Genomic DNA, 25,076 nt, shown 5'->3' with positions numbered 1-25,076 from the left:
CTTTAAAATACAAAACGCCCGATGAAGTACATCGAGCGTTTTAGTTAAAAAGTGTCAACCCATATCAGGACGGGTCAGATTGATGAAACGACGCACTAACTTAGTACTGGTCCCTGATTGAGTGTGGAATCACTTTTTTGTGAGGATCTTGAAGCGATAGGCTCGGAAGCCACTGTTTTGCTTTCAACAAGCGGTTCAACAGGACCATCAAGTTTCTCTTGCTCTGGGTGAACATGCTCAGGCAGCATTGCCCATGGCTTAGGTTCGCGTCGAATACTATGAAACAGCGTTAAGCTCATCACCGCGATAAAAATGGCGATAGGGAAACCGGCAATAATGGAGGCCGTTTGCATTGCTTTTAACCCTCCTGCGTATAGAAGTACTCCCGCAATGGCTGCGATCATGATCCCCCACAATACGCGTATAGAGGTAGGAGGCTCACTGTGCCCAGCGGCATCGAGGGTACATAGAACCAAGGTACCCGAGTCTGCGGAGGTAATGAAATAAGTACCGAGCAATAGACACGCAAGTACGCTAAGTAGTTTACCAAACATACCTGTATCTAGATTGTCGAATAGCGTAAACAAAGCGCGTGTCGTATCGGCTTTAGTCGCTTCAAGAATCGGGCCGCCAGAAAAATCCGCAGGTGGTGTTTGTTTGGCTTCTTGTGCCGCAGTGACTTGCTCTTGATGAGCAACACGAGCGTCTTGCTCTACCTTCAACGCTGCACCACCAAATACTGAAATCCATAAGAACGTGATCAGCGTGGGTACGATGAGAGCACCGCCGATAAGTTCACGTATTGTGCGTCCTTTAGAGATACGAGCCACAAACATGCCAACGAAAGGTGCCCAAGTCATCCACCAAGGCCAGTAATAAGCCGTCCACCAGTTTTGCCAGCCAGAGTCATTCTGTGCATCGCTCCATAAGCTCATACCGACAATGTTTTGTGCATAAAGCCCCGTACTTTCGAGTAGCGTATTTAAGATATAGCGAGTTGGACCAATGTAAAGTACGACTAGCACGAGTGCGAGTGAAAGCAGCATGTTCCATTCTGATAAACGGCGAATACCTTTTCCTACACCAGATAGCACCGACGCAACCGCACAAGTACAAAGGGAAACGATAATAAAGAGTTGAATCCCCAAACTAATGTCTAGACCAAAGGCTTGATTCAAACCAGAGTTTATTTGGATAACTCCCATCCCCAAGGTTTGAGAGATACCGAAAGCTGTCACCGCGACTGTTAGGATATCAACCGTGTGCCCGATAGGCCCATAAATACGATCACCAATCAAAGGGTACAAGATAGAGCGTAGGGTAAAAGGCAGATCTTTACGGTAGGAAAAGTAAGCTAATGCGAGTGCAACAATGATAAAGACAGACCAAGGATGTAGACCCCAGTGAAAGAATGTCAGTTTCATTGATGTTGTTGCGGCTTCATTGGTCAGGCCTTGAGTAAATGGGTTGTCAGCGTAATGCCACATCGGTTCGGCGACCGACCAGAAAATTAAGCCTATCCCCATACCTCCGGAAAAAAGCATGGATACCCAAGACAAATAACTAAACTCTGGTTTTTCGTCATCTTTACTCAAACGAATATGCCCATATCGACTAACCATAAGGTAAAGAAGAAAACCGACAACGAGTGAAACAAGTCCGATGTAAAACCACTTCATATTCTGTAGCAAAATGCCAGAAATCGTTTCGAAGTATTGGCCCGCTTGATTGGCGAGAATGGCGCAGAAAAGTACAAAACCGATAACGACGATCTTTGATGCGATTGTCACAGTCGGATTGAGTCCTTTCAATATCCCAGATGTTGCTCTCATAGGCATCCCTCACAGTGCGTTTGTTTTAACGTTATTGTTTGTTGCGTTATTGTTAATTTTTGAAAGAGAGTAGAGAGAGGGCTTTTGTGTTTCAACTGATTAATACTCATCGGTTAATGAGTATTAATCATGACAAGAAGATCATTGTTAATTAAAAGGTTATTTTTTTGTTCGAGATCAATGCATGAATGACAAAAACTCATCCAAGCCCGGCGAAAAAGTCGTTTGTTTGTTGCCGGGTTGTTAATCACAATTATCTCCACTAACACAACACGATGTTGTACGCACTGGATGCAACTCGACTCTCGGAGATAAGAATATGAGCAATGTCAACCAAACCATTATTCCTGTTGAACTTGTTGATAATGTACTGAACCCAATCAGTGAAGCAACAGGAATGCCGAATCAGGCCTACACCAGCGAAGAGTATTTTACTTTTGAGCGTGATCAGGTGTTTGGTAACACTTGGGTATGTATTGGTTTTGCATCAGACCTGCTTAAAAATGGTTATGTAATGCCACTTGATTTCATGAATCTTCCACTACTCATGATGAGAAATCGTCAAGGTGAAGTCCAAGTCTTCCACAACGTGTGTAGCCACCGAGGTATGAAGCTGGTTCATGAGGCAGGCGAAGTTCAAGGCATGATTCGCTGTCCTTACCATTCATGGACGTACGATCTTGACGGCAATCTAAAAGGCACACCACACATTGGTGGTATCGCAAAACACAAAGATGACCGATTTAAGTGTGAAAAACATGGCCTTAAGCCACTTCGTTCAGCCGTTTGGATGGACATGGTGTTCGTCAACTTATCGGGCAATGCAGAAAGCTTTGAAGAGCATATCGCGCCGCTAGAGCAACGTTGGCAGCAATTCTTAGGTGAAGAAGGATTAGGGCTTCTTCGCCGCGTGAACATGGGTGGCAACCTAGAGATAGAAGTGAAAAGTAACTGGAAGCTTGCCGTAGAAAACTACTGTGAAGCTTACCACTTACCTTGGGTGCATCCGAGTTTGAACAGTTATTCTCGCCTAGAGGATCACTACAACATCATGTTTGCAGAGCGTTTTGCTGGCCAAGGTAGTCTCGCATACAACCTCTCTGATACTGCAGGAACACACTTACCTAAATTTCCAAACTGGCCAGAAGATAAACTGCGTCATGCAGAATATGTTGCACTCTTTCCAAACGTGTTGCTTGGTATTCAAGCCGATCATGCCTTTGCGATGATGATTGAACCAATCACTGCGAATAAGAGTGTTGAGCACCTACGTGTTTTCTATGTGGGTGATGAAGCAACGAAAGATGAGTTCGCTGCGTGCCGTACTGCTACCGTTGAGTCATGGCGAGTCGTATTCGGCGAAGATATTGGAGCGGTCGAGGGCATGCAGGAAGGTCGTTACTCACCTGGCTTTGGTGGTGGTGTGTTCTCACCAGAAATGGATGTTCCGACGCATTTCTTTCAAACCTGGTTGGCAAAGCAAGTGAAAGCGGCACTGGAGCAGTAATATGATGCATTACCTTAATTATATTGATGGTGAGTGGTGCGATTCAGAGCAAGCGCTGACCGTCATGAACCCTGGCACAGCCGAAGCGTATGCGACGGTTGCAGAAGCCACTATCACCGATGCAGATCGCGCAATGGCAGCGGCACGTCGAGTAGTCAATCAAGGCGTTCTTTCGGACGTTCGTCCAGCCGTCAGAACCGAGTGGATGTTAAAAGCCGCCGCGGCTATTCGTGAAATGGCTGATGAAGGTGGGTTAGTTGCCTGCCGTGAAAATGGGAAATCTTTGCAAGATGCCAAAGATGAGTTTTTAGAATCGGCACGTTACTTCGAATACTACGCTGGCATGGCCGACAAGCTAGAAGGCACGTCAATTCCGTTGGGTAAAGATTATGTCGATTTCACCCAATATGTGCCGTTTGGTGTGTCAGTGCAGATTGTGCCGTGGAATTTCCCAGTTTCTATTTGTGCACGCTCATTAGCACCTGCATTAGCTGCTGGTAACGCAGTGGTGATCAAATCGCCAGAGATTTCCCCACTCGCTATGACGTTGTTGATTAAAGCGATTGAAAAAGCGGGTTTCCCAAAAGGCGCGATTAACTTGCTATGTGGCAAAGGCTCCGTAGTTGGCAGCCACTTGGTGCAGCATCAAGACGTTGATCAAATTGTCTTTACAGGTTCTGTGCCGACCGGCCAACGCATACTGAAAGATTCAGCGCAACGCGCCACACCATCTGTGATGGAGCTGGGTGGTAAATCGGCCGCTATCGCATTGAAAGATGTGAGTCTCGAAACGCTTTTACAAAGCGTTCAAGTCGGTATTTTCTTTAACGCTGGTCAAGTTTGTTCGGCAATGTCTCGTTTGCTAATTCAAAAAGAGCGTTATGAAGAAGTAAAAGCGGCGGTAGTGAAAATGGCGCAAGACCTAACCATTGGTCAAGGTGAAAGCCAGCCGGATATAACACCGTTGGTATCGGCTGATCAACAAGCGCGCGTGCTTGAAATGATAGAACAAGCAAAAGCCGACGGCGCGAACATCCTAACGGGTGGATACGCCCCTGATTTGTCGGGTTACTTTGTGGCACCGACGGTGATTGAAGCCTCACCAGATATGCGTATTGCTCAAGAAGAAGTGTTTGGTCCTGTACTGGTAATTACACCGTTTGAAACCGAGCAAGAGGCCGTTGAAATCGCGAATGGCACCGATTTTGGCCTGGTCGCTGGTGTCTTTGGTGAAAGCCTAAACCAAACATTGCGTGTGGCACAGCAACTGCGTGGTGGACAAGTGTTCATCAATGAATGGTTTGCTGGTGGCATCGAAACACCATTTGGTGGCGTGGGCTTGTCCGGGTTTGGGCGAGAAAAAGGACAAGAAGCGATTTATAGCTACGTCCAGACACGCAATATTGCCATTCGTTTGCAGCAAGACAGCAACGTATAGCTACCGTGTAACTGTATTTTCATCACCTCGTACCGGCTTGGATTTCAGACCACAAGCTAGGGCGAGGTTGATGGAATCACAACAAATCTGACAGCGGTTTGTAAACACGGAAATTCTGAACAAGGTAGTTGGAGTATAAGTGATGAGAAAGTGGCTCTGTATTATTTGCGGCTTAATCTATGATGAAGCACAAGGTTGGCCATCCGATGGCATTGCACCAGGAACAGCATGGGAAGATGTACCGGATGACTGGTTATGTCCTGACTGTTTAGTGGGTAAGGCCGATTTTGAAATGATCGAAATTACCGACGACGCGCCACTAGAAGAGGTTGCAGCGGTGTCTTCGGTGTCGGTAGAAGCGTCTGTTCAGCCAAATACTGCTCAGCCTCTTCCATCTGAAGTTACTCAACCTGTATTCTCAAATGACCCTATCGTTATCATCGGTAGTGGCCACAGTGGTTACCAGTTGGCGGCGGCACTTAGAGCGCAATCTGAGAAGGTTCCGATCACTGTCTTTACCGCTGATGATGGCGCTTTGTACAGCAAACCAGCATTGTCTAATGCACTGGTCATGAATAAAGACGGCGACGCGCTACAAAGTGAGAGCGCGTTGGAGTGGGAAAGCCGTCTCAATATCCGAGTTTACCCGCATACCCGTGTTGAACAGATCGATCGTGCCAATTCAACGTTACATACCTCCATCGGTAAATACGCCTACAGCCGCTTGGTACTGGCAACAGGTGCATCACCGATTGAAATCCCTATTGAGGGCGATCGCTCTTGGGTTATGAGTGTGAACGACTTAGTTGATTACCGCCGTTTCAGAGCGGAGCTGCAAGACAAAAAGCGCATCGCGATCCTAGGTGATGGCTTAATTGGCTGTGAGTTCGCAAATGATCTGATCGAAAGCGGTTATGAAGTAACAGTTATCGGGTTGGGTCAATGGCCAATGGAGCGTTTGATCCCGCAACAGTTGGGTGAATCATTACAAAGCGCACTTGCCGATCGAGGCGTGCAATGGGCTCTACAAGACAGTATCACCAGAATCGAACCAAGGTCGGAATCTAGTGCGGTTTTACATCTAAACAGTGGCAAGCAGATTGAAGCAGATCTAGTGCTGAGCGCGGTTGGACTCAAGCCAAATGTTTCTCTGGCTGAGCGCGCGGGGCTTGAAGTTGGCCGGGGCATTAAAGTGAATCAATTCGGCCAGACGAGTGATGAGAATATTTACTCGCTAGGTGACTGTGTTGAAACTGAGCAAGGTTGGCAGCCCTATATTGCACCGATTAATCAAATGATCCCTTCTGTAGCGAAAAGCTTGCTAGGCGATGTCGCCCCTATCTCGTTAACACCAACTCCAGTGATTGTAAAAACGCCGATTCTTCCACTCACGATTTTCCCGGTAGCCGCTGAAGAACAGGGACAATGGTACATCGAGACCCAAGCAGATGAATTGACCGCTGCGTTTTATTCACCAGAAGGAGCAATGCTCGGTTTTGCGTTGCTAGGAAGAAAAGTACAGTCATTACGCGGCCCTTGGCTAGATCAATTGTCATTGAAACTGTCAGTAGCGTAGCGGAGAAAAAAGATGATTCATTTACCCAATGATGACGTGACGTGTGGTTGGTACCATGCGTTGCCAAGTATTCCAGAAAAATCGGCGTTAAAAGGTAAACAAAGTGCTGACTATGCCGTGTTAGGTGCCGGTTTCGCAGGCCTAGCTATGGCAAGACGTTTAGCTGAACTTATGCCTAATGCACGAATTATACTGATTGATGCGCAACGTATCGGCCAAGGGGCTTCAGGAAGAAATTCGGGCTTTGTTATCGATTTGCCTCATAAGTTTTCACTTGAGCATCCCGACCCTGAGCACAAACAAAAGTTATTGTCGCTCAACCGTTCTGCGATTGCTCAGCTAAACACTTTAGTGTCGAAGCACAGTATTTCTTGTCAGTGGTCAGCAAAGGGCAAATATCAAGGAGCCGTAGGGGCGCGCGGTGAAGCGTATCTCGATCACTTTGAGCACCTAATGAAAGACCTTGGCGAACCATACTTCCATGTTAATGGCAGTGAGCTGGCGAAAGTCTTGGGAACCAACTACTACAGCCGCGCAATTTACACGCCAGGTGGTTATTTAATGCAACCTGCTGCTTTGGTGCGTGGGCTAGGGGAAAGCCTTCCAGAGAACGTCGAGGTGTTAGAGAACTCGCCAATCCGCAAGCTCAGTAAAGAAAACGGTTGCTGGGTACTACATGGAGATAGTGGCTCTGTTGAAACCCCTGAACTGCTGCTTGGGACCAGCATTTTTACTCGGGAGTTTGGTTATCTTAAAAACAGACTACTTCCAGTGATGACGTTTGCAAGCTGGACGCGTCCATTAACCGACGCAGAAATGCAACGATACGGAGGTGAGCTGAATTGGGGGTTAACTCCAGCTGATCATGCGGGAACGACGTTACGTATGACCGCCGATCGACGTATTTTGATCCGCAATACTTACAAACACGTGCCGAAATATGGCTCAAGCATGAACGATAAAGTCAGAGAACAAATTCGCGACGATCATCGTCAGGTCTTTCTGGCGCGTTATCCCGAGCTGGCCGACGTACCATTTACTCACACATGGGGTGGGGTGTATGCAATCTCTCGTAACTTTACTAACTTTTTCGGTCAATTAGATGAAGGTGTTTATGCCAGCGCTTGTGACAATGGTGTTGGTGCTGCGTGGGGAACCATTTCTGGAACACTGTTAGCTGACTATGTCGTTGGTGCGACATCTAAATCATTGGATGACATACAGCAAGTGACAGGAATGCCTTGTTTGAATCCGCCAGAGCCTTTTTTAGGTTTGGGAGTAAAAACGCGTATCCAATTAGCAAAATGGCAAAGCCGGAGTGAATTATGAAGCCAGTCAAACTTGTTGATAGTAAAAGTCTAGATTTCAATGTTCGTGGTGATACGCCAGGAATGGCGTATGTTGCCAGGGCGTTAAGCCCAGAAATTTCACCAAACATAGGCGTAGGCTTTGCTAAATGGGAAGGCGCTAAAGTGGCTTGGACAGTGCTTTATGATGAGGTTATTTTCGTGATTGAAGGCTGTTTCGAGCTGACCGCAAATGGTGAAACACATTTTGTGCACCCAGGTCAGATGCTGTGGATACCGGAAGGGACTGAATTGGTTTATGGTGGGCATGCTCTGTTCGGCTATGTGGTTCATCCAGGAAACTGGAAAGAGTTACATGGTATTGAATGACTTTTATCATTTAGTTGTGTTTCGGAAAGGCAAAATAAAAATCTGATTTTTAACCATAACTTTTCGCAAAAGAACTTAATCTCAATGGAGCAAGGGTTTCATACTTGCTATGTTTCTTGGTCACGTTTCCAGACGTGTTAGACCTTTCTCAATTGCTATTTTATCTATCAAAAAGGGAAGCCTTGGCTTCCCTATAATGAGTCTTCTTTTGGCTTGGCTAAAGCTTTTATTTTAGCTCAAATTTACCCTGCATGATTGCCCAGTGACCCGGGAACGAACAGAAGAATGAATAGTCACCGCCGGCTTTCATTTTCTCAGTACTGAACGTAATGCTGGTGCTTTCACCGCCACCAATTACTTTTGTGTGAGCGTAGACGCGATCATCATTTGGTTTTACGTAGTTATTTTCTGCTCCAGCTGCCATGCCATCAGTACCGACTGCTTGTAGGTTGGCTGTGTCAGAGATGACCACGTTGTGACCCATCGATTGCGCTGGCATCTTACCTGTGTGATTCAGCGTTAGTTTTACCTCTTTACAAGTGGCTGGTACGCTCAATGTTTTAGTAGAAAACTGCATCATATCGTTAGCATCTAATGACACTTCACACTCGGCACTGGCTTGGGCACCAAAGCTCATTCCTACTAATGCGAAGGTTGTTGCTAATAAACGTAAAGACATATAACACTCTCCATTTTGTATTTTAGGCTGACTTGGATTGATCTTATCCAATAGTTCTCATTATCAGCCAATTTTCACTCCAAAAACGTGCTTCAATCGGTATATTGACGTTTTGTTGCAAGCTTGTACTGGTCAGTTCCGCTATTTGATCACTCAAATGCCTTATTTCATGCGATTGCGTGAGTTAAATCAAAAGTCGTGATTAGCCAGAGTTAAGGTGAAAATAATCTCTCTAAACGGGTGGCAGAATTGTTTGGTTTTACGGTATTGGAGAGGTTTCAAGAAAGAAGCTCAGCTAAATTGCTGAGCTTCTAGAGAACAGACGACAAGTAGGCCTAGCGAGTTTGCTTTAACGTGTGCAACACATCATGCAGTGAAGGTGCGACAGTATGGCCTAATTGCTTTATTTCGTCACAAGGCTCAACCAAATCAGGAATTTGATAAGTGATCATGTTCGCTGCTACCGCAGCACGTACGCCATTATTTGAATCTTCAAAAGCGAGACATTTGGTTGGATCTACGCTTAGACGACTTGCTGCAAGCAGGTAGATCTCTGGATCAGGTTTGCCGTGTGACACTTCACAGCCTGTCGTTAAGTTGTCGAAATACTTGCTTAGGCCCGCTAACTCCAACTTCTTCTGTGCCACTTCTTTTGCTGTAGAAGTGGCGACTGCAATTGGCAACCCTTGGCCTTTCAACCACTCAAGCAGCTCAATCACCCCTTCTTTTACCGGTATCGCTTGGTGCTTAACCACAGCGTCGTAACGGTCGCGCCACTCTTGGTGTAAGCGGTCAAGATCATCCCCATAAGCTTTACGAAAAATCACTTCAATGCCCGCTGCATTGCGACCAATGATTGAAAGGTAAACATCTTTATAGAAGGGTAGGTTCTGGGCTTCACATGCTTCTTGGAAAATATGCATACAGACGCGCTCAGTATCAAGGAGCAAACCATCCATATCAAAAATAGCAGCTTGGTAGTTCATTACATTAAGACTTTTTGGTTGGGATGGCGCATTTTGACACAAGCAGATCGTTTTTTCTTCTAAAAATTAGAACTTGATTTTGATCCTATGAGTTCACATTGCCTCTGAACACACTATACACAGAGTCTATAAATTAGGTGTGAAATATAATATTTTTAAAATTATAAAAATTTCAGTTAAATAGATAAAACTCTATCTTAATATAAGCTAGAGTTTTATTAATATTCTATTGTTATTTTAACTATTGGATAATTTATTAATAGTTAAAATTAATAATAAAATAATACCAAGTCACGATTGTTTACGACTGCATGAGTGTACCAGCTCTTGACTTCAGATATTTGTTGCTCTGATAAGCCTCCGAAGTCAACGTTATCTTGGTGAATATCTTGATTTTTTATCATAAAAACAACAGGGAAATCGTCAGGGAGTGGGAATTTTATGGGATAATCGGTATTAGTGAATGGAATATCGCAGAAATCGTTTACATCGCAAGGATACCAAGAGTTATTGGATAAGTAATAACCAGTGATCTTACATATAGCTTCAAGCAAGTAAGCATAGGCGTAACCCAAGTGACTGTATTTTATCTCTTCAGACAGCATCTGCATAAGAAGCTCTTCAGCTCGGATGCTTTCGCCACTACTTTCCAGCATTTCATTAATCACTTTAAAGGAGTCTTGACACCTTTCCATGATGGCTTTTTCTAGCTCTGGATTACGCTCATTCTTTAGTACGTTAAAAACCTTTTCAGTATCTAATGAATATACTGTCGCCCCATATCCCATATTTTATTCTCCTCACTTTTATACAGTTAAATTCATTTAAGTGTTTTTATCGAAGGGATTATATTTTGATGTTTTTTGAAGGTAAAGTGTATACATAGAGGTTGTATTTATTATGATGAACTTTGAAAGTTTAGATTCTTAAAATAAATACTATATATTTAATTTTATTAGATCTGGCTCATAAAAATACCTTAACTATTATTGTGTTTATTGTTAAGGGTTATTAAATCTGTGAGGTGGTTCAAGACAATAAAATTTAGAAGAAAATACCGTCAAACTTAGGTGGCTATTCTATCTGAGCACTCAGCTCACTACTTATAGTGGGCTGAGTGAGCGGTTGGGCATCGGCTCTTTATTTGGCGATGAATATGCCATATTAGGTGATATTCGTTAGTGTCTATTTTATCCCTAGCCGTTTTGCTAATCGGTGCAAATTGCCGTTATCTAATTCAAGCTGACGTGCCGTTGCTGCCCAGTTACCTTGGTTCTCTTCCAGAACTCGAACAATCATCGCTTTTTGGAAGGCGTCTGTGGCAGGCTTTAATCCGCCTTCTGGTAGCTCAAGCCGAGATTTTTGTTCCGTTTCTTCAACGTTCTTGATGTTCTGATTCGGCGTTCGGATGTCAAAATCTTGCTCAACTAACTCAATGTCCATGGCGTGGGTACGCGCTTTTGCCAAAACACCAGCACGTTTAATGACATGTTCAAGCTCTCGCACGTTGCCTGGCCATGAATAGTCTTTGAGTGCCTGCACCAAAGTGGGGGACAAACGAATGCTGTTCAATCCCAATTTGCTTCTTAAACGTTCGGCAAAAAAGCCTGCGAGTAACACCACATCGTCTTCACGTTCACGAAGAGGTGGAACATGAAGCGGGAAGACGCTTAGACGGTGATATAAGTCGGCTCGGAAGCGACCAGCAGTCACTTCTTCATGCAATATACGGTTGGTGGCGGCGACAATGCGTGTATTGACTCGAATATGGCGGTCATCACCCACACGTTGAATGTCGCCGTATTGTAGGGCTCGAAGTAACTTGGCTTGCAGCTCTAACGACAGTTCGCCGACTTCATCTAAAAACAGTGTGCCGCCATCGGCTTGTTCGAACTTACCCTTGCGATTGCTGATTGCGCCTGTAAATGCGCCTTTGATATGGCCGAACAACTCGCTTTCCGCGACTGATTCTGGCAGCGCCGCACAGTTGAGGTAAACCAAAGTATTGCTAGAGCGGCTAGAGCGATGGTGAATAGCGCTGGCAACCAACTCTTTACCTACGCCCGTTTCTCCCATCACCAGCACAGACAATTCCGTATCGGCGACGGCATCAATCTGCTCTTGAAGATTCTTCATACCCTGAGAGTTGCCAATGATTTCATTACTTAAGGTGCGCTTCTCGGCGTAAGAGTCACGTGGCAGGCTCGCTTGTGTTTCTAATTGCTCTAACAGGAGTGCAGTGTGTAGGCCACCTGCTGCCAACGCGCTGACAAAACGTAACTCTTGGTTGCGTAGCCCATCAAATTGATTGGGGTCGAAGGCGTCAATCGTAATGGCACCAATCAGTTGATCGTCGATCAGCAGAGGTAAACCAATGCAGGAATGGACATGCAGTTTGTCATCGTGGTTTGGAATCAAGCCATCGTATGGATCAGGTAAGTCGCTGTCAGAGGGAAAGCGCACGATATCGCCTGCTCGGGCAATGGCTTCTAATCTTGGGTGCTGCTCAATGGAGAAACGGCGTCCAAGCACTTCTTTCGCCAATCCATTGATCGCTAAAGGTTTAAAGTGTTGGTCTTCATACAAAAGAAGGGCAGAAGAGTCACACTTCAATACCTCTCGAATCGTGGTTAACAACGTATCGAAGCGAGCCTGTTGAGTGAGGGCCGAGTTAAGGTCTTGCGTGATGTGTAGCCATTGCGCGATTAAAGAAGTCATAGCCAATACCGATTGTGTCAATATGACTATTGTAGTGTCTTAATGACAATTTTCAACTGTGTCTAAATGACAGTTGTTAAAGTTGATATTTAATTAAGTGGTTGAAATATAAGATAATTAAAAGTTGGCACGCCCAGTGCAATACAAGAAGAAATTATTTTTGTTTATCCCGTCATTCAAGGTAGTAATTATGACAATTCACGTAAAAAACAACATCCACTGGGTAGGTCAACGCGATTGGGAAGTCCAAGATTTCCACGGTACAGAATACAAAATGACAAAAGGTACCAGCTACAACAGTTATCTAATTCGTGAAGAGAAAACCGTATTGATTGATACGGTCGATCATCGATTCAGTCAACAATTCATCCAAAATTTAGAAATGGAAATCGATCTTAAGTCTATCGACTTTATCGTGGTAAACCATGCAGAGGAAGATCACTCAGGCGCATTGTCGGCATTAATGGAGAAGATTCCGAACACGCCAATTTACTGTACAGAAGCGGCGATTGATTCCATCGTTGGTCATCACCACCATCCTGAGTGGAACTTCAAAACCGTAAAAACAGGCGACAGCATTGATATTGGCAACGGTAAGCAATTGGTGTTCGTGGAAGCGCCGATGCTGCATTGGCCAGACAGCATGATGACTTACCTAACTGGCGATGCAGTATTATTCAGCAATGACGCATTTGGTCAGCACTACTGCGATGAACGCTTATTCAATGATGAAGTGGATCAAAATGAGTTGATGGAACAGTGTTTGCGTTACTACTCAAACATCCTAACGCCATTCAGCAGCTTGGTAACCGCAAAAATCAAAGAAGTGCTGAGTTTCAATTTGCCTGTCGACATGATCGCAACGTCACACGGTATTGTATGGCGCGATAATCCGGTTCAAATCATCGAGCAATACTTGGCGTGGGCAGACAATTATCAAGAAGATCGCATTACGATTTTCTACGATTCAATGTCAAACAACACTCGAATGATGGCCGATGCAATCGCGCAAGGCATTCACGATGTCGATCCTGGTGTGGCGGTCAAAGTCTTTAATCTCTCTAAGCATGATAAGAATGAAATTCTCGCCAACGTATTCCGCTCAAAAGGCATCTTGGTTGGTTCTTCTACCATGAATAACGTCATGATGCCGAAGATCGCAGGCATGCTAGAAGAAATTACCGGTCTGCGCTTTAAGGCGAAGAAAGCCGCTGCGTTCGGTAGCTACGGTTGGAACGGTGGTGCGGTGGATCGTATCCATGCTCGATTGACTGACGCAGGCTTTGAAACCGCGGTGAGTTTGAAAACCAAATGGCGACCAGATGGTAAAGCGATGCGTGAATGTCGCGAACATGGTCAAAACATCGCGAAATTGTGGGCAAAGCATGACCTGACAAGTCCTGTTACTTCGCTGGCGATTGCTGCGTCTGCACCACAAGTTCAATCACAACCCGCTGCACAAGTAGCAACACAAGCGGCAGTAGATGCTGCTTCTAGCAACCCTAGTACTGAGGCGCATCCTGCAGGTTGTCAATGCATGGTTTGCACCGTTTGTAATTGGGTATACGACCCAACTAAAGGCGAGCCTAATCAAGGCGTTGAACCGGGCATGGCATGGTCTGAAGTGCCAGATTACTTCTTGTGCCCAGAATGCCACTTGGGTAAAGACGTCTTTGTCGAATACAACGGGTAAGGGGGAGAATATGCAAGCATCTATTGTGATTATTGGTAGCGGCTTTGCGGCTTACCAATTGGTGAAAACAGTGCGTCGAATGGACGCACATATTCCGCTGCAAGTGTTTACTGCTGATGATGGCGCGGAATACAACAAGCCCGATTTGAGTCATGTATTCAGTAACAAGCAAACTGCCCAAGATTTGGTAGTTAAAAGTGGTGAGGCGTTTGCACAGGAACACAACATCGAACTGTTCGCCCATACCATGATTGAGCATGTCGACGTGCAAGCTCAGCAAGTGGTCGCCAACGGCCAAACCTATCCTTATTCCAAACTGGTGTTTGCGACAGGCGCGAAAGCCTTTGTGCCGCCAATATCTGGTGGTGCAGCACCTGAGGTGATAACGCTGAACTCGCTACAAGAATATCAATTAGCGGAAGAGCAAATTAGCCGCGCGGAACGAATTCTAGTAATGGGTGGTGGTTTGATCGGCGTCGAGATCGCCATGGATCTCGCAACCAGTGGTAAAGCCGTTACGGTGGTTGAGCCAAATCCCCGTTTGCTCGCTAACTTGATTCCTGAATTTGTTGCATTGCCGCTGGAGAATCAACTTAAGCAGCAAGGTATTCAACTTGCCTTAGAGACTGGAGTTGTCGCGATCAATCACTCGGATGATTCGCTGGTGGCAAGCTTGAGCAAAGGTAAGGAAATCGAAGCCGATGTAGTGATTTCAGCTGCGGGTTTACGTGCTAACACTTGGTTAGCGAAGGCTTGTGGGTTGAGTGTCAATAAAGGCATCGAGGTGGATGCTCGATTACAGACATCAGCAGCCAATGTGTTCGCATTAGGCGATTGTGCTGAGATCCAAGGTCGAATGATGCCGTACCTCCAACCGATCGTGCTAAGTGCCAATGCTTTGGGCAAACAACTACTGGGGCAAGAAGCAGAGTTGAAACTACCGCCCATGATGGTAAAGGTCAAAACGCCGAGCTACCCAATTCAATTGGCAGGCGATTTTAGTTCGGTGACGAACTGGAGCGTGCAGATTTCTCAAACAGGCATTGCCGCGAAAGCAGAAGATGAAAATAGCCGACTCATGGGCTTCGTCGTGACGGGAGAACAAGTTACGCAAGCATTTCCATTGCTTCGAGAGTTGTCTCAAGCCGGTCAGGCTTAACCGATTTAAACGAAAAGAATTGTAATTAGAGAGGGTATTATTATGTCGCATCTACGAATTCCTAAAGACTGGACTGTTCAACGTTCAACGCCTTTCTTCACTAAAGACAATGTGCCACCAGCGCTACTGACTCATCACAATACCGCTGAGGGTGTGTTTGGGCAGCTGTGCGTCATGGAAGGGCAAGTGACTTACTACGGCTTTGCTGATGAAAATGCCACAGAAGCAGAAGTAGTGGTGGTGATTAATGCAGGCCAGTTTGCTACAAGTCCACCGCAGTACTGGCACCGCATTGAGATGAGCGATGATGCTCAGTTCAACATCAATTTCTGGTCGAACAAGGACAAGAGTGGGCAAGCGATGTTCCACGCTAAGCAGTAGTGAACCTTTGTAAGTGCTTTGACTGTTACGCTAATCGTCAAGTAAAGGGGTGTAGAAGGCGCAATAAACGGACTGCAATGCAGGATCATCGAGACCGAGGAAAGAGAAATCACGAGTAATGATTTCAATTCTTTAGTAGCATGTTACGAAACATTTCAGTCAGGTGAACTAAGGGAAGCGTGCAATGGAAAAACAACGAGTAGCATTTATTGGTCTGGGTGTGATGGGATACCCAATGGCTGGTTACCTAAGTAAAGCGGGCTTTGAAACCAAAGTATACAACCGCACAAAAGCGAAAGCCGACAAATGGGCTGAAGAATACCAAGGCGTAGCTTGTGAAACACCACGTGAAGCGGCAGAAGGCTGTGACATCGTTTTTACCTGTGTGGGTAATGATGATGACGTTCGTAGCGTTGTTTACGGTGAAGAAGGCATTCTGGTCGGTTTGAAAGCAGATGCAGTGTTAGTCGATCACACGACGACTTCTGCAGACCTAGCGGTTGAGCTGGCTGAAGCGTGTGCTAAGTATGGTAATCACTTCATTGATGCGCCAGTTTCTGGTGGTCAAGCGGGCGCAGAAAATGGTGTTCTAACCATCATGTGTGGTGGTGAACAAAGCATTTTTGACCGTGTGTCTCCGGCGATGGATGTGTACGCGAAGCAGATGACGCTACTGGGTGAAAACGGTCAGGGTCAACGCTGTAAGATGGTAAACCAAATCTGTATTGGAGGCGTTTTACAAGGTCTGAGTGAAGCTTTGTTGCTGGCACAAAAATCAGGCTTGGACATCGCTCAAGTTGTAGAAACGCTTAAGCATGGCGCTGCAGGTTCTTGGCAGATGGAAAACCGCGCAAATACAATGGCTGAAGACAAGTTCGATTTTGGCTTCGCTATTGATTGGATGCGCAAAGACTTAGGTTTCTGTCTGCAAGAAGCTGAGCGAGTGGGTCTAGAACTTCCACTGACTAAGAAAGTGGATGAGCAATACGCAGACCTTCAACGTGATGGTTTAGGTCGCATGGATACATCAGTACTGATCAAAGCGGTCGCTAAAAATCAGTAGTTGATGAATCAGTAATAGATAAACAGTTCTTTGGTATTAAAGAGCTTAAAGAAATCTAAGTTAATCATAATGAACCTCCTTGAGCATGGTTTATGACTTGTGATTAAGGATTAGTGATTTGAAATCAGGAGGTGCTGTAGAGCACCTCCTTTTTTTCGTCTTTAAATCACACAGTGTAATGATTACAGCGTTCGCTTACTTGTTTAAGCCTAGTGCAATTTCAAGACCTTTGCCGTACGCTTCGTCCGCTTGGTATGCGTGTTGAACGTGGCGCTGTTGGATGAACTCGGGTACACCGTCCATTGCGCGAGCTGTGTTATCGAGCAGAGTTTGACGTTGCTCTTCGCTCATCAGACGGAATAGGTCACCCGCTTGGCTGAAGTAGTCTTCGTCTACACGGTGATCGTAGTGATCAGCGTTGCCGTTGATGCGTAGAGGTGGCTCAGAGTAATCTGGTTGCTCTGCCCATTCTTGTTTGTAGTTTGGCTCGTAACCTAGTGTTGAACCAAAGTTGCCATCAACGCGCATTGCGCCATCGCGGTGGTAGCTGTGAACAGGGCAACGAGGTGCGTTCACTGGGATTTGATGGTGGTTCACACCTAGACGGTAACGCTGAGCATCGCCGTAAGCGAACAGACGACCTTGTAGCATCTTATCTGGAGAGAAGCCGATACCAGGTACTACTGCAGCTGGGTTGAACGCTGATTGCTCAACTTCTGCGTAGAAGTTTTCTGGGTTACGGTTCAGTTCAAACTCACCAACTGGGATCAGTGGGTAGTCTTTTTGAGACCATACACGTGTTAGGTCGAATGGGTTGAAGTTGACTTCATCCGCTTCTAGCTCAGGCATGATCTGTACGTACATCTTCCATTTAGGGAAGTCTTGACGCTCAATCGCTTCGTAAAGGTCACGGTGATGGCTTTCGCGGTCTTTACCTACGATGGCTTCTGCTTCTTGGTCAGTCAGGTTCTTGATGCCTTGTTGAGTTTTGAAGTGGAATTTCACCCAGTAACGTTCGTTTTCTGCGTTGATGAAGCTGAATGTGTGGCTACCAAAACCATGCATATGACGGTAAGAAGCTGGGATACCACGGTCACTCATTACGATAGTCACTTGGTGGAATGCTTCTGGTAGTGATGTCCAGAAATCCCAGTTGTTGGTAGAGCTACGCATGTTAGTGCGAGGGTCGCGTTTTACTGCGTGGTTTAGGTCTGGGAATTTTAGTGGGTCACGTAGGAAGAATACTGGTGTGTTGTTACCAACCAAGTCCCAGTTACCTTCTTCAGTGTAGAATTTTAGTGCGAAACCACGGATGTCGCGTTCTGCGTCTGCTGCACCGCGCTCACCAGCTACAGTAGTGAAGCGAGCGAATAGTTCTGTTTTTTTGCCGATGTCAGAGAAGATCTTAGCGCGCGTGTACTTTGTGATGTCGTGCGTTACTGTGAACGTACCGTAAGCACCAGAACCTTTTGCGTGCATACGACGCTCAGGGATCACTTCGCGGTCAAAGTGTGCCAATTTTTCAAGGAACCAAACGTCTTGTAATAGTTGAGGGCCACGAGGACCTGCAGTCATAACGTTTTGGTTATGTGCGACAGGGCAACCTGCTGCTGTAGTCAATTTCTTGTTTGTCATTTTTCTTCCCCCTCCAGGGCTCAATACCTTAGAAACTGTAGAGGAGGTTATTACGGAAAAGCTGGGGGAGAAAACTGATATTGCTTATCAATTCAATAGATGGTGACTATGGTCGAAACTATATTAGAATCAGAAATTTACTACATTAGCTTGATTGACATAACAATCGACGTTCTCGAATGCGATTGACTGGGGGGAGCGCTATCCAGTTAGCGTGTCTGCGATGCTAGTAATATCGCCCCTTAAATGAAGTTTTACGTGTCATCAAAGGGGCGAAAGGGGGGAAGTAATTAAGAGTACTTCACTTCAAGTTGTTCAGCTTTTGCAAATGCAGGGTGTGTCGCGAGCTGTTTCCCATAACGTTCAATATTAGGGAAGTGATTAACTAAACCAAACTTTTGAACCAATTCGACAATGAAAGACATCATGATGTCTGCGCCAGTCAGACGCTCTTCTACTAGGTAAGTTTTGCCTTCTAAGGATTGCTCGAAGTAGCCTAGTACATTCATTGCTTCCTTGTCGGCATAGCCTGATAAAAACTGAGTTTCATTTGGCTCTTTGCTTACGAAGATTTTTAGCAGCATAGGTAAAATTGCGGAGCTTTCTGCAAAGTGCATCCATTGCAAATATTCTGTGTGTGCTTTTGTACCGCGCTCAGGAGCAAAGGCTCCGTCACTGTATTTCTCAATCAAATATTCGGTCATTGCACCTGACTCAATGATAATCTCGCCGTTATCTTCAAGAACAGGTGACTTTCCTAATGGGTGAACACTTTTTAGTTCTGGCGGTGCCATGAAGGTCACGGAATCACGGACATAGGGTACAATTTCGTAATTTACATCTAGCTCTTCAAGTAACCAAATGATGCGCTTTGAACGAGACTGATTGAGGTGGTGAAGTTTAATCATTTACATATCCCTTTTTATAATGGGTCGTTAATCTGTACTACAAGTTTGCCGAAATTCTTACCTTCCAACAGACCGATGAATGCTTCTGGCGCATTATCCAGTCCTTGTACTAGATGTTCGCGGTATTGGATCTTTCCTTCTGCCAACCATTGATTAATATCTTGCGCAAATTCACCGTAACGATGTCCGTAATCATCAAAAATGATGAAGCCCTGCACCTTGATTCGTTTGGTCAGGAGCTTACCCATTAGTAATGGAAGATGGTCGGTACCTTCAGGCAGCTCTGTCGCGTTGTACTGAGAAATCAAACCACAAAGTGGGATACGCGCATTTGTATTCAGAAGTGGCAATACAGCCTCGAATACTTTGCCACCTACGTTTTCGAAGTAAACATCGATACCTTTGTCACAGGCATTTTTCAGTTGTTCTGCAAAGTCTTCAGCTTTGTGATCAATACACTCATCGAAACCAAGCACCTCTTTAGCGTAACGGCATTTTTCTTCTCCGCCTGCTATACCAACAACTCGGCAACCTTTGATTTTACCAATTTGACCAACTGTTGCGCCTACAGGCCCCGTAGCAGCTGCTACCACGATGGTTTCCCCTGGTTTTGGCTGACCAATGTCGAGTAAACCCATGTACGCGGTAAATCCTGGCATACCTGCAACGCCTAGCGCGTAAGAAGGATTTTGCGGTTCTTTACCAAGTTTAATGACCATCTCACCAGTTGAGATAGCGTAGTCTTGCCAGCCAACGGTGTAGGCAAGAACCCATTCACCCGCTTCGTAATCTGGGTGGTTTGATGTTTCTACCTGACAAACTGTACCACCGACCATTACGTCATCAATTGCAACAGGGTCAGCGTATGATTCGGCATCACTCATGCGACCACGCATGTATGGATCTAGAGATAAATAAACCGTTCTCAATAGCATTTCACCCTCTTTCGGAGTCGGTTTCGTTACCTCTTCTAAACGAAAGTTTTCTTGTGTCGGTGCACCATGGGGACGTGACGCGAGTACGATTCTGCGATTTGTTGCGTTAGTCATATCTATCTCACTTGTTGATTAGACCGGTCGTCTAGTATTTATTTCAAAATATCCCGCTTATTTAAAGCGGGAAGGTTTACTGTGTTAACACTGACGCTTTTTCTGACAGTGAAACGTGTGTAGGGTGTTCATTCTGCTTCCACGCCGCCCGTTATGGTCAAGTGCGCGTATTCTGCAGTAAGTGTTGAGTATAGGTCAGACTTTGCGTCAATGCTGCCTGATCTTGATAAAGTTTGTTCAGCAAGCTAGCGCCATTCCAAAGGTAGTATATCTGCCTTGCTAATAACGCACTGTCACCATTGGGGATTGAGCCATCTTGAATGCCGATGTCAATGCAATCCGCTATCGCTTGAATGGTTTTGTCTGCTCCTTGGCGTAATGCCAAGCGCATTGACTCAGAGAGATCGGAGACTTCTGCACTTAACTTAACCAATAAACATTTGTTCGCATTACACACGTCGTCTTCTACTTTGATCATTTCTTCGAAATAGCTCATTAGGCGTTGGTAGCCACTCAGTTCAGTATTGGTAAAGCGTGCGTTTAAACGCTCAAAATACTTAGTAAAGTAGTCTTGAATCATCGCTTCACCAAATTGTTCTTTGGATTTGAAGTAATGATAAAACGAACCTTTTGGCACTGCGGCCTTTTTTAATAGCTCTGAAAGACCAACACTCGTGAACCCTCGGTTTACGATCAACTCGTATCCGACGTCGAGAATATGTTGGCGTGTGTCATTCGTCTTTGCGTTCATGAAGTGTACTATAGGATGGATTAGACCAGTCGTCTAGTATTTGTTGTGGGTTATTTAATCAGCTCATACTCAATAACAAAGAGCGTGTCGGTATTTGGGTAGATTTCTCGAATTAACTGCTTGAGTTTTGGTAGTTCGATGGCTTCTTGTTCTGCATGAAACTCATTAATATCTTCAAAGTGAAGTGGTTCTACAGAACGTATCTTGATATCGCAGACTTTACGATCCGTTTCTAAGGTAAAAACTTCGACTTCTGTATTGGGAACGTAATGGCTTTCTGATTCATCTCGAATCGTTATCGTCTTTTTGCCTGACGTGATCAACGGGGTTAAGAATTCAAAAAAAGTAATCTTGGTTGGATGAGATGGCATGATGTACTCGTTAGTCTGGTTGTTTGGCGTAATTATATACCCAAATCCCCCAGAGATTCCTGTATTACTAGAACGATCGAGCGCGGATGAAGCGAATTAACTTGGCACTAAAGTAACCTGAGATAACGCCTATCCAGTTGGTGCTGAGATCATCAAAACTAAATGATCGATTTGGAATAAAAAGTTGGCTTATTTCTTCCATTGAAACGATAGCTAACAGCAGTAGCAAAAGACGAATCCCAAAAACGTCGGTTTTATTCGAGCTCACCAGAGAAGGGAACGTGAAGACCGATAAAAAGCCGATCAATAAACTGAAAGTAAAGTGAAGCGTACTTGATCCGCCTAAGTAGGTTTCCATTTGCAGGTAAGCAGTATGGTGTAGGTCAGAGCTTTTCCACAAAGAGAGTGAAGCGGTTAGCATCAGGACTAAAACAAAACTCGTGCGTGCCAGTATTAAAGCCATAATTAACCTATTGGAAAGAAGCCTAAGTAACGTTTTACAAAGTACAGTGCAGCTAAATTCTGGATAGCCATGCCAATTGCCATTGCCCACGCTGCACCAATCACACCAAACATTTGACAAAGCGTAACAAGTAGGCAGATGGACACCGTACCGGAGGAAATTGTAATGTATTTCATGGTTCTCTCATGACCACTCATTAATAATAAAAAACCTACTGAACCAGTCGCAACATTGACTAACTGCCCCAGAGAAAGGACGACTAATAGTGGTGCCGCGGCGAGAAACTCCTCACCAAAAAACTGCATTACAAACTCGGGGAAGAGGGTGCAAATAATTACGGGTACAATCGCTAAACCAACATTGGCTCGGCACGCCAAGCGGCTCAGGTTCTGCAGTTTGCGCATTTGACGCTCTTTGTAGAGAGAGGCAAACATCGGGGCGACCACAAAGTTAATGGTAATCAGCACAAAGCCAATCAGTAGTGATGTGCGTTGGGCTGCGGCTAACAAACCGATTTCCGCTGTTGAGATAAAAAAGCCCGCAATAACAAGGCTTCCCCATTGAAGAACATTCGTGAAGATACTGCCAACCCAGACTTGCTTGGCAGAAGCGGCCATTTTTTTGTTTGGTACGAAAGCCGATGTTTGATATTGATCTGAGCCAAGCCAATTGGCACTAGATATGACCGCGACGCCTATGCTCGCTAAAAGCAGTGCGGTCATTAGATTGTTGATATTTTGCTGACCGATATAGTCTAGGGCAAAGACAAAAATGACCATCAACATGCTTACCCCAAGCTGCAACGCAAACAGAGATGATACGACTTTTCTACATGCTTGAAGCACCCGACTGTTGGTTTGCGCAAGCACCAAGAAAGGTATACAAAGCAAGCATAAAGTAATCGCATACATTGGTGATTGAGTCTGGTTTAGCTGTTCTGGAAACAGATTAAACCCTGCCAACAAAACGCCTATGGCGAGCAAGCAAAATGCCATACTTCGATACAGTGCGGTTTTATAGTTTTGGCTTTGTTCAAGCTTCTCTTTGTTATTAAAAGCGATCGCATTGTAACGAACTAACGAGACATCAAAACCTAGCTGAGAAACGATAGCGAGTAGCGAGACTAGGTTGAATAAAAAGAAAAATTGACCGGCCGTCGAAGCGTCACTGGTCTTCGATACAATCAGAGTCAGTAAAAAAGCAAATAGCGCACTCAACACACGCGTGATTGCGGTTTTTAATCCAGTAGATAACAAGCTTTTTGTACCGCTGGGCATCAACAGTAATTTTTGTTGAACAGTGTGAAACATAGGGGCATTTAACCGTAAAGTTTATTGAGTGCGAGGCGCTGTTTTTCTTCACTGAAGGCATCGTTTAATTCTGCTGTATATTGGCGAAAATCGATCTCTTCATAATGATTGACACAATGCGCGATCTGCTTGGCCATTTCTTCAGGTGTGAGCGCTAAAAACGGGTAGTTGAGATCTTTGGTTGCGCCGATGGTCCGAATAACCATAGGAAGATGTAACTTGGATGCTTCTAGAATGGTTAACGGCATCCCTTCCCATGCTGCAGTATGTAGATAAAGGTCTGAACCCTTGAGCTTTTCAACTACCTCATCGCGAGGCAGCATGCCCGTTACATCCACATTTTCAGTGCGTAATTTCTGTTCGAGTACGTGGTCACCGCCACCTATCCATGTGATCTCTATCGGGCGGTTAAGCGCATACCGATTAAGGAACTGCAATGTGCTGATAAGAAACTGAGGATCTTTTTGGGGCGTGACACGACCAAGTACAACGAGCTTCAGCGTTTCTTGCTTGTTTCGCTCTATACGATCTTCACTTTGATAAGACACGTAGTTGTTGAGCAGTTCGGCACGTTTCACGCCAATGCTAATCGCCAAGTCACATTCTCGTTGGCTACAGCCTGCCACCACATCAATTTTGCTTAGTTTTACTTTCTCTAGCGCTCTATAGAGCTGGCGCGCGAATTCGGAGATATCTTCACGTTCGAAAGCATAACAGTGCGGAGTGTAAACCAAGCGCGCCTTGCCAAGTTTTAGAAATCGCCCGAGAAATCCCGCTTTACTCGAGTGCAAATGCACAACGTCAGGCGCAAGTGATGCAATCATGTGGTTTGCATCGCGAACAAATTGAAGTAAACCGCCTTCCACCCATTTGGTCTGTGTGAAAATATGATGGTTGTTCTCATTGGTCAAGTCGTTTTCTCGGGCTCTGGCTAGCAAGAAATGCTGATAAGGCTCGTCTCTGGATGAGTGAACATAACTATAGAGAGCAGTTTGAACGCCACCTCCAAATGCTTCTGTAACATGGAGCACTTTCTTCATGATGATTTTGTCCCTGGTGTTTGCATCCATTTGTGTTTAAAAGCATCACGCTCTTGCTCTGAATAAACGTGGCGATACAAGGGAAGATCGTACATATAGAACAGTTTTGAGAAGTCGTAGTGATTCTTAAAGTGTTGGTGGATATTGGAGTACCACTTGTTTTTCGCTTCGTTGCTGTTTTTCAGCACGAAGTCTTGCAACTCAAGAAACTCACCGATTTCTTTATCAAGAGAACTGAGCTGTTCGCATTTGATTAGCATGACGTTGGCCTGATCGTTCTGGAATGTGAAGAAAGGTTGAGTGTTGTCCAGCTCTTGGCGCATCACATCGATATTGAAATTACGCTTTAACTCGTTGTCGAACCAGTCCGCAAAATAGTTGAGATTGATATAGTTATCAAAACAATGCTCGAGGTGCTGATACGTGACTTCCATATCTCGGTGAATTGCATCGTTCTTTTTGCCTTCGATAAATTGCAAATGGAGATCTTGAAAGAAGCGAGAAAAGACAGTTGCGATTGGATCGCGGACCAGCGTAACGATTTTAATCTGCTCGCGTTTTTGTAAGATACGTTTTCGCTGCTTGAGCACTAAGCGATAGAGTGCGCGGTTTCGGAAGTCGAAGAATTTACTCACGTCTTTTTTATTGTGATACATGTGAAATTCTTCGTGATCATCAAAGGTGTGGATGTGATAGCTCGGGATATTTTTCTCCCCTAGCGTGTGCTCAATTGATGAGGAGCCAACTTTGCCCATTTGGTAAACTAAAACAAAATTATCAGCTTGGAGTTCTCGGTTCTTTTCAAATTGTCGAGAGATTGAATACTTCATCTATCCTATCC

Annotated in this window: 23 protein-coding genes and 1 pseudogene; 10 read left to right on the top strand and 14 right to left on the bottom strand. The window is 45.0% G+C overall.

What is annotated here, in order from left to right:
- Positions 1-95 precede the first annotated feature (95 nt).
- Positions 96-1,832, bottom strand: coding sequence for a BCCT family transporter (locus tag R7E29_RS20435; protein ID WP_138939664.1), 1,737 nt, complete (start codon positions 1,830-1,832; stop codon positions 96-98).
- A gap of 319 nt (positions 1,833-2,151) precedes the next feature.
- Between R7E29_RS20435 and R7E29_RS20430 the strand changes: the two genes are divergently transcribed.
- From R7E29_RS20430 to R7E29_RS20405, 6 genes and pseudogenes are all read left to right on the top strand, one after another.
- A complete protein-coding gene (locus R7E29_RS20430) occupies positions 2,152-3,339 on the top strand; it encodes an aromatic ring-hydroxylating oxygenase subunit alpha (protein WP_054577059.1) in 1,188 nt (395 codons plus the stop codon).
- A gap of 1 nt (position 3,340) precedes the next feature.
- Positions 3,341-4,777, top strand: a complete 1,437-nt coding sequence (locus R7E29_RS20425; RefSeq protein ID WP_054577060.1) for an aldehyde dehydrogenase family protein — start codon at positions 3,341-3,343, stop codon at positions 4,775-4,777.
- A 142-nt stretch (positions 4,778-4,919) separates the two neighbouring features.
- Positions 4,920-5,081 (top strand): annotated as a pseudogene (locus R7E29_RS20420) (rubredoxin); the annotation flags it as partial.
- Positions 5,070-6,353 carry an NAD(P)/FAD-dependent oxidoreductase gene (locus R7E29_RS20415; RefSeq protein WP_230856647.1) on the top strand — a complete coding sequence of 428 codons (1,284 nt, stop codon included), beginning with the start codon at positions 5,070-5,072 and terminating at the stop codon, positions 6,351-6,353. The pseudogene R7E29_RS20420 and the gene R7E29_RS20415, both read left to right, overlap by 12 nt.
- A 12-nt stretch (positions 6,354-6,365) precedes the next feature.
- A complete protein-coding gene (locus tag R7E29_RS20410; protein WP_005385877.1) occupies positions 6,366-7,682 on the top strand; it encodes an NAD(P)/FAD-dependent oxidoreductase in 1,317 nt (438 codons plus the stop codon).
- A complete protein-coding gene (locus R7E29_RS20405) occupies positions 7,679-8,029 on the top strand; it encodes an ethanolamine utilization protein EutQ (protein WP_017635301.1) in 351 nt (116 codons plus the stop codon). Before R7E29_RS20410 ends, R7E29_RS20405 begins: the two co-directional genes overlap by 4 nt.
- A gap of 226 nt (positions 8,030-8,255) precedes the next feature.
- Here R7E29_RS20405 and azu read toward each other — a convergent pair whose 3' ends face one another.
- From azu to norR, 4 genes are all read right to left on the bottom strand, one after another.
- Positions 8,256-8,708, bottom strand: coding sequence for an azurin (gene azu / locus R7E29_RS20400; protein ID WP_005375211.1), 453 nt, complete (start codon positions 8,706-8,708; stop codon positions 8,256-8,258).
- A gap of 335 nt (positions 8,709-9,043) precedes the next feature.
- Positions 9,044-9,694, bottom strand: coding sequence for an HAD family hydrolase (locus R7E29_RS20395; protein WP_005385872.1), 651 nt, complete (start codon positions 9,692-9,694; stop codon positions 9,044-9,046).
- A 269-nt stretch (positions 9,695-9,963) separates the two neighbouring features.
- The gene (locus tag R7E29_RS20390) at positions 9,964-10,482 is read right to left on the bottom strand and encodes a hypothetical protein (protein WP_053307894.1); all 519 of its coding nucleotides are present in this window, start codon (positions 10,480-10,482) and stop codon (positions 9,964-9,966) included.
- A gap of 397 nt (positions 10,483-10,879) precedes the next feature.
- Positions 10,880-12,412: a nitric oxide reductase transcriptional regulator NorR gene (gene norR / locus R7E29_RS20385; protein WP_005375220.1), complete on the bottom strand. Its 1,533-nt coding sequence runs from the start codon at positions 12,410-12,412 to the stop codon at positions 10,880-10,882.
- Positions 12,413-12,602: 190 nt separating this feature from the next.
- Between norR and norV the strand changes: the two genes are divergently transcribed.
- The 4 genes from norV (at position 12,603) to R7E29_RS20365 (ending at position 16,708) form a co-directional block, all read left to right on the top strand.
- On the top strand, positions 12,603-14,105 hold the full coding sequence (gene norV / locus R7E29_RS20380) for an anaerobic nitric oxide reductase flavorubredoxin (protein ID WP_054577062.1): 1,503 nt from the start codon (positions 12,603-12,605) through the stop codon (positions 14,103-14,105).
- Between the two features lie 10 nt (positions 14,106-14,115).
- On the top strand, positions 14,116-15,264 hold the full coding sequence (gene norW / locus R7E29_RS20375; RefSeq protein ID WP_054577063.1) for an NADH:flavorubredoxin reductase NorW: 1,149 nt from the start codon (positions 14,116-14,118) through the stop codon (positions 15,262-15,264).
- A gap of 42 nt (positions 15,265-15,306) precedes the next feature.
- Positions 15,307-15,645 carry a DUF1971 domain-containing protein gene (locus R7E29_RS20370; RefSeq protein ID WP_005375231.1) on the top strand — a complete coding sequence of 113 codons (339 nt, stop codon included), beginning with the start codon at positions 15,307-15,309 and terminating at the stop codon, positions 15,643-15,645.
- Between the two features lie 184 nt (positions 15,646-15,829).
- On the top strand, positions 15,830-16,708 hold the full coding sequence (locus R7E29_RS20365; protein ID WP_005375233.1) for an NAD(P)-dependent oxidoreductase: 879 nt from the start codon (positions 15,830-15,832) through the stop codon (positions 16,706-16,708).
- Positions 16,709-16,903: 195 nt separating this feature from the next.
- On the opposite strand, the gene R7E29_RS20360 is transcribed toward R7E29_RS20365, so the two are convergent.
- The 9 genes from R7E29_RS20360 to R7E29_RS20320 all read right to left on the bottom strand — a co-directional run bounded on the left by R7E29_RS20360 (position 16,904) and on the right by R7E29_RS20320 (position 25,065).
- A complete protein-coding gene (locus R7E29_RS20360) occupies positions 16,904-18,343 on the bottom strand; it encodes a catalase (RefSeq protein WP_033906756.1) in 1,440 nt (479 codons plus the stop codon).
- Between the two features lie 290 nt (positions 18,344-18,633).
- Positions 18,634-19,251, bottom strand: coding sequence for a glutathione S-transferase family protein (locus R7E29_RS20355; protein WP_005375238.1), 618 nt, complete (start codon positions 19,249-19,251; stop codon positions 18,634-18,636).
- A gap of 14 nt (positions 19,252-19,265) precedes the next feature.
- The gene (locus tag R7E29_RS20350; RefSeq protein WP_054577065.1) at positions 19,266-20,300 is read right to left on the bottom strand and encodes an NADP-dependent oxidoreductase; all 1,035 of its coding nucleotides are present in this window, start codon (positions 20,298-20,300) and stop codon (positions 19,266-19,268) included.
- Between the two features lie 157 nt (positions 20,301-20,457).
- Positions 20,458-21,051 carry a TetR/AcrR family transcriptional regulator gene (locus R7E29_RS20345; protein WP_054577066.1) on the bottom strand — a complete coding sequence of 198 codons (594 nt, stop codon included), beginning with the start codon at positions 21,049-21,051 and terminating at the stop codon, positions 20,458-20,460.
- Positions 21,052-21,101: 50 nt separating this feature from the next.
- Complete coding sequence (gene yqfB / locus R7E29_RS20340; protein WP_005385855.1) at positions 21,102-21,422, bottom strand: N(4)-acetylcytidine aminohydrolase; 321 nt, start codon at positions 21,420-21,422, stop codon at positions 21,102-21,104.
- Positions 21,423-21,489: 67 nt separating this feature from the next.
- Complete coding sequence (locus tag R7E29_RS20335) at positions 21,490-21,885, bottom strand: VanZ family protein (protein ID WP_033906760.1); 396 nt, start codon at positions 21,883-21,885, stop codon at positions 21,490-21,492.
- Positions 21,886-21,887: 2 nt separating this feature from the next.
- On the bottom strand, positions 21,888-23,195 hold the full coding sequence (locus tag R7E29_RS20330; protein ID WP_054577067.1) for an oligosaccharide flippase family protein: 1,308 nt from the start codon (positions 23,193-23,195) through the stop codon (positions 21,888-21,890).
- Between the two features lie 8 nt (positions 23,196-23,203).
- A complete protein-coding gene (locus R7E29_RS20325; protein WP_054577068.1) occupies positions 23,204-24,235 on the bottom strand; it encodes a glycosyltransferase family 4 protein in 1,032 nt (343 codons plus the stop codon).
- A complete protein-coding gene (locus R7E29_RS20320) occupies positions 24,232-25,065 on the bottom strand; it encodes a putative capsular polysaccharide synthesis family protein (protein WP_005375258.1) in 834 nt (277 codons plus the stop codon). The genes R7E29_RS20325 and R7E29_RS20320 overlap by 4 nt, the downstream gene beginning before the upstream one ends.
- Positions 25,066-25,076: the final 11 nt, after the last annotated feature.

Source organism: Vibrio sp. Vb1729, assembly GCF_033338655.1.
Lineage (GTDB): Bacteria > Pseudomonadota > Gammaproteobacteria > Enterobacterales > Vibrionaceae > Vibrio > Vibrio alginolyticus.
Note: the sequence above shows the minus strand (reverse complement) of the source record. Positions and strands in the feature narration are given on the sequence as shown.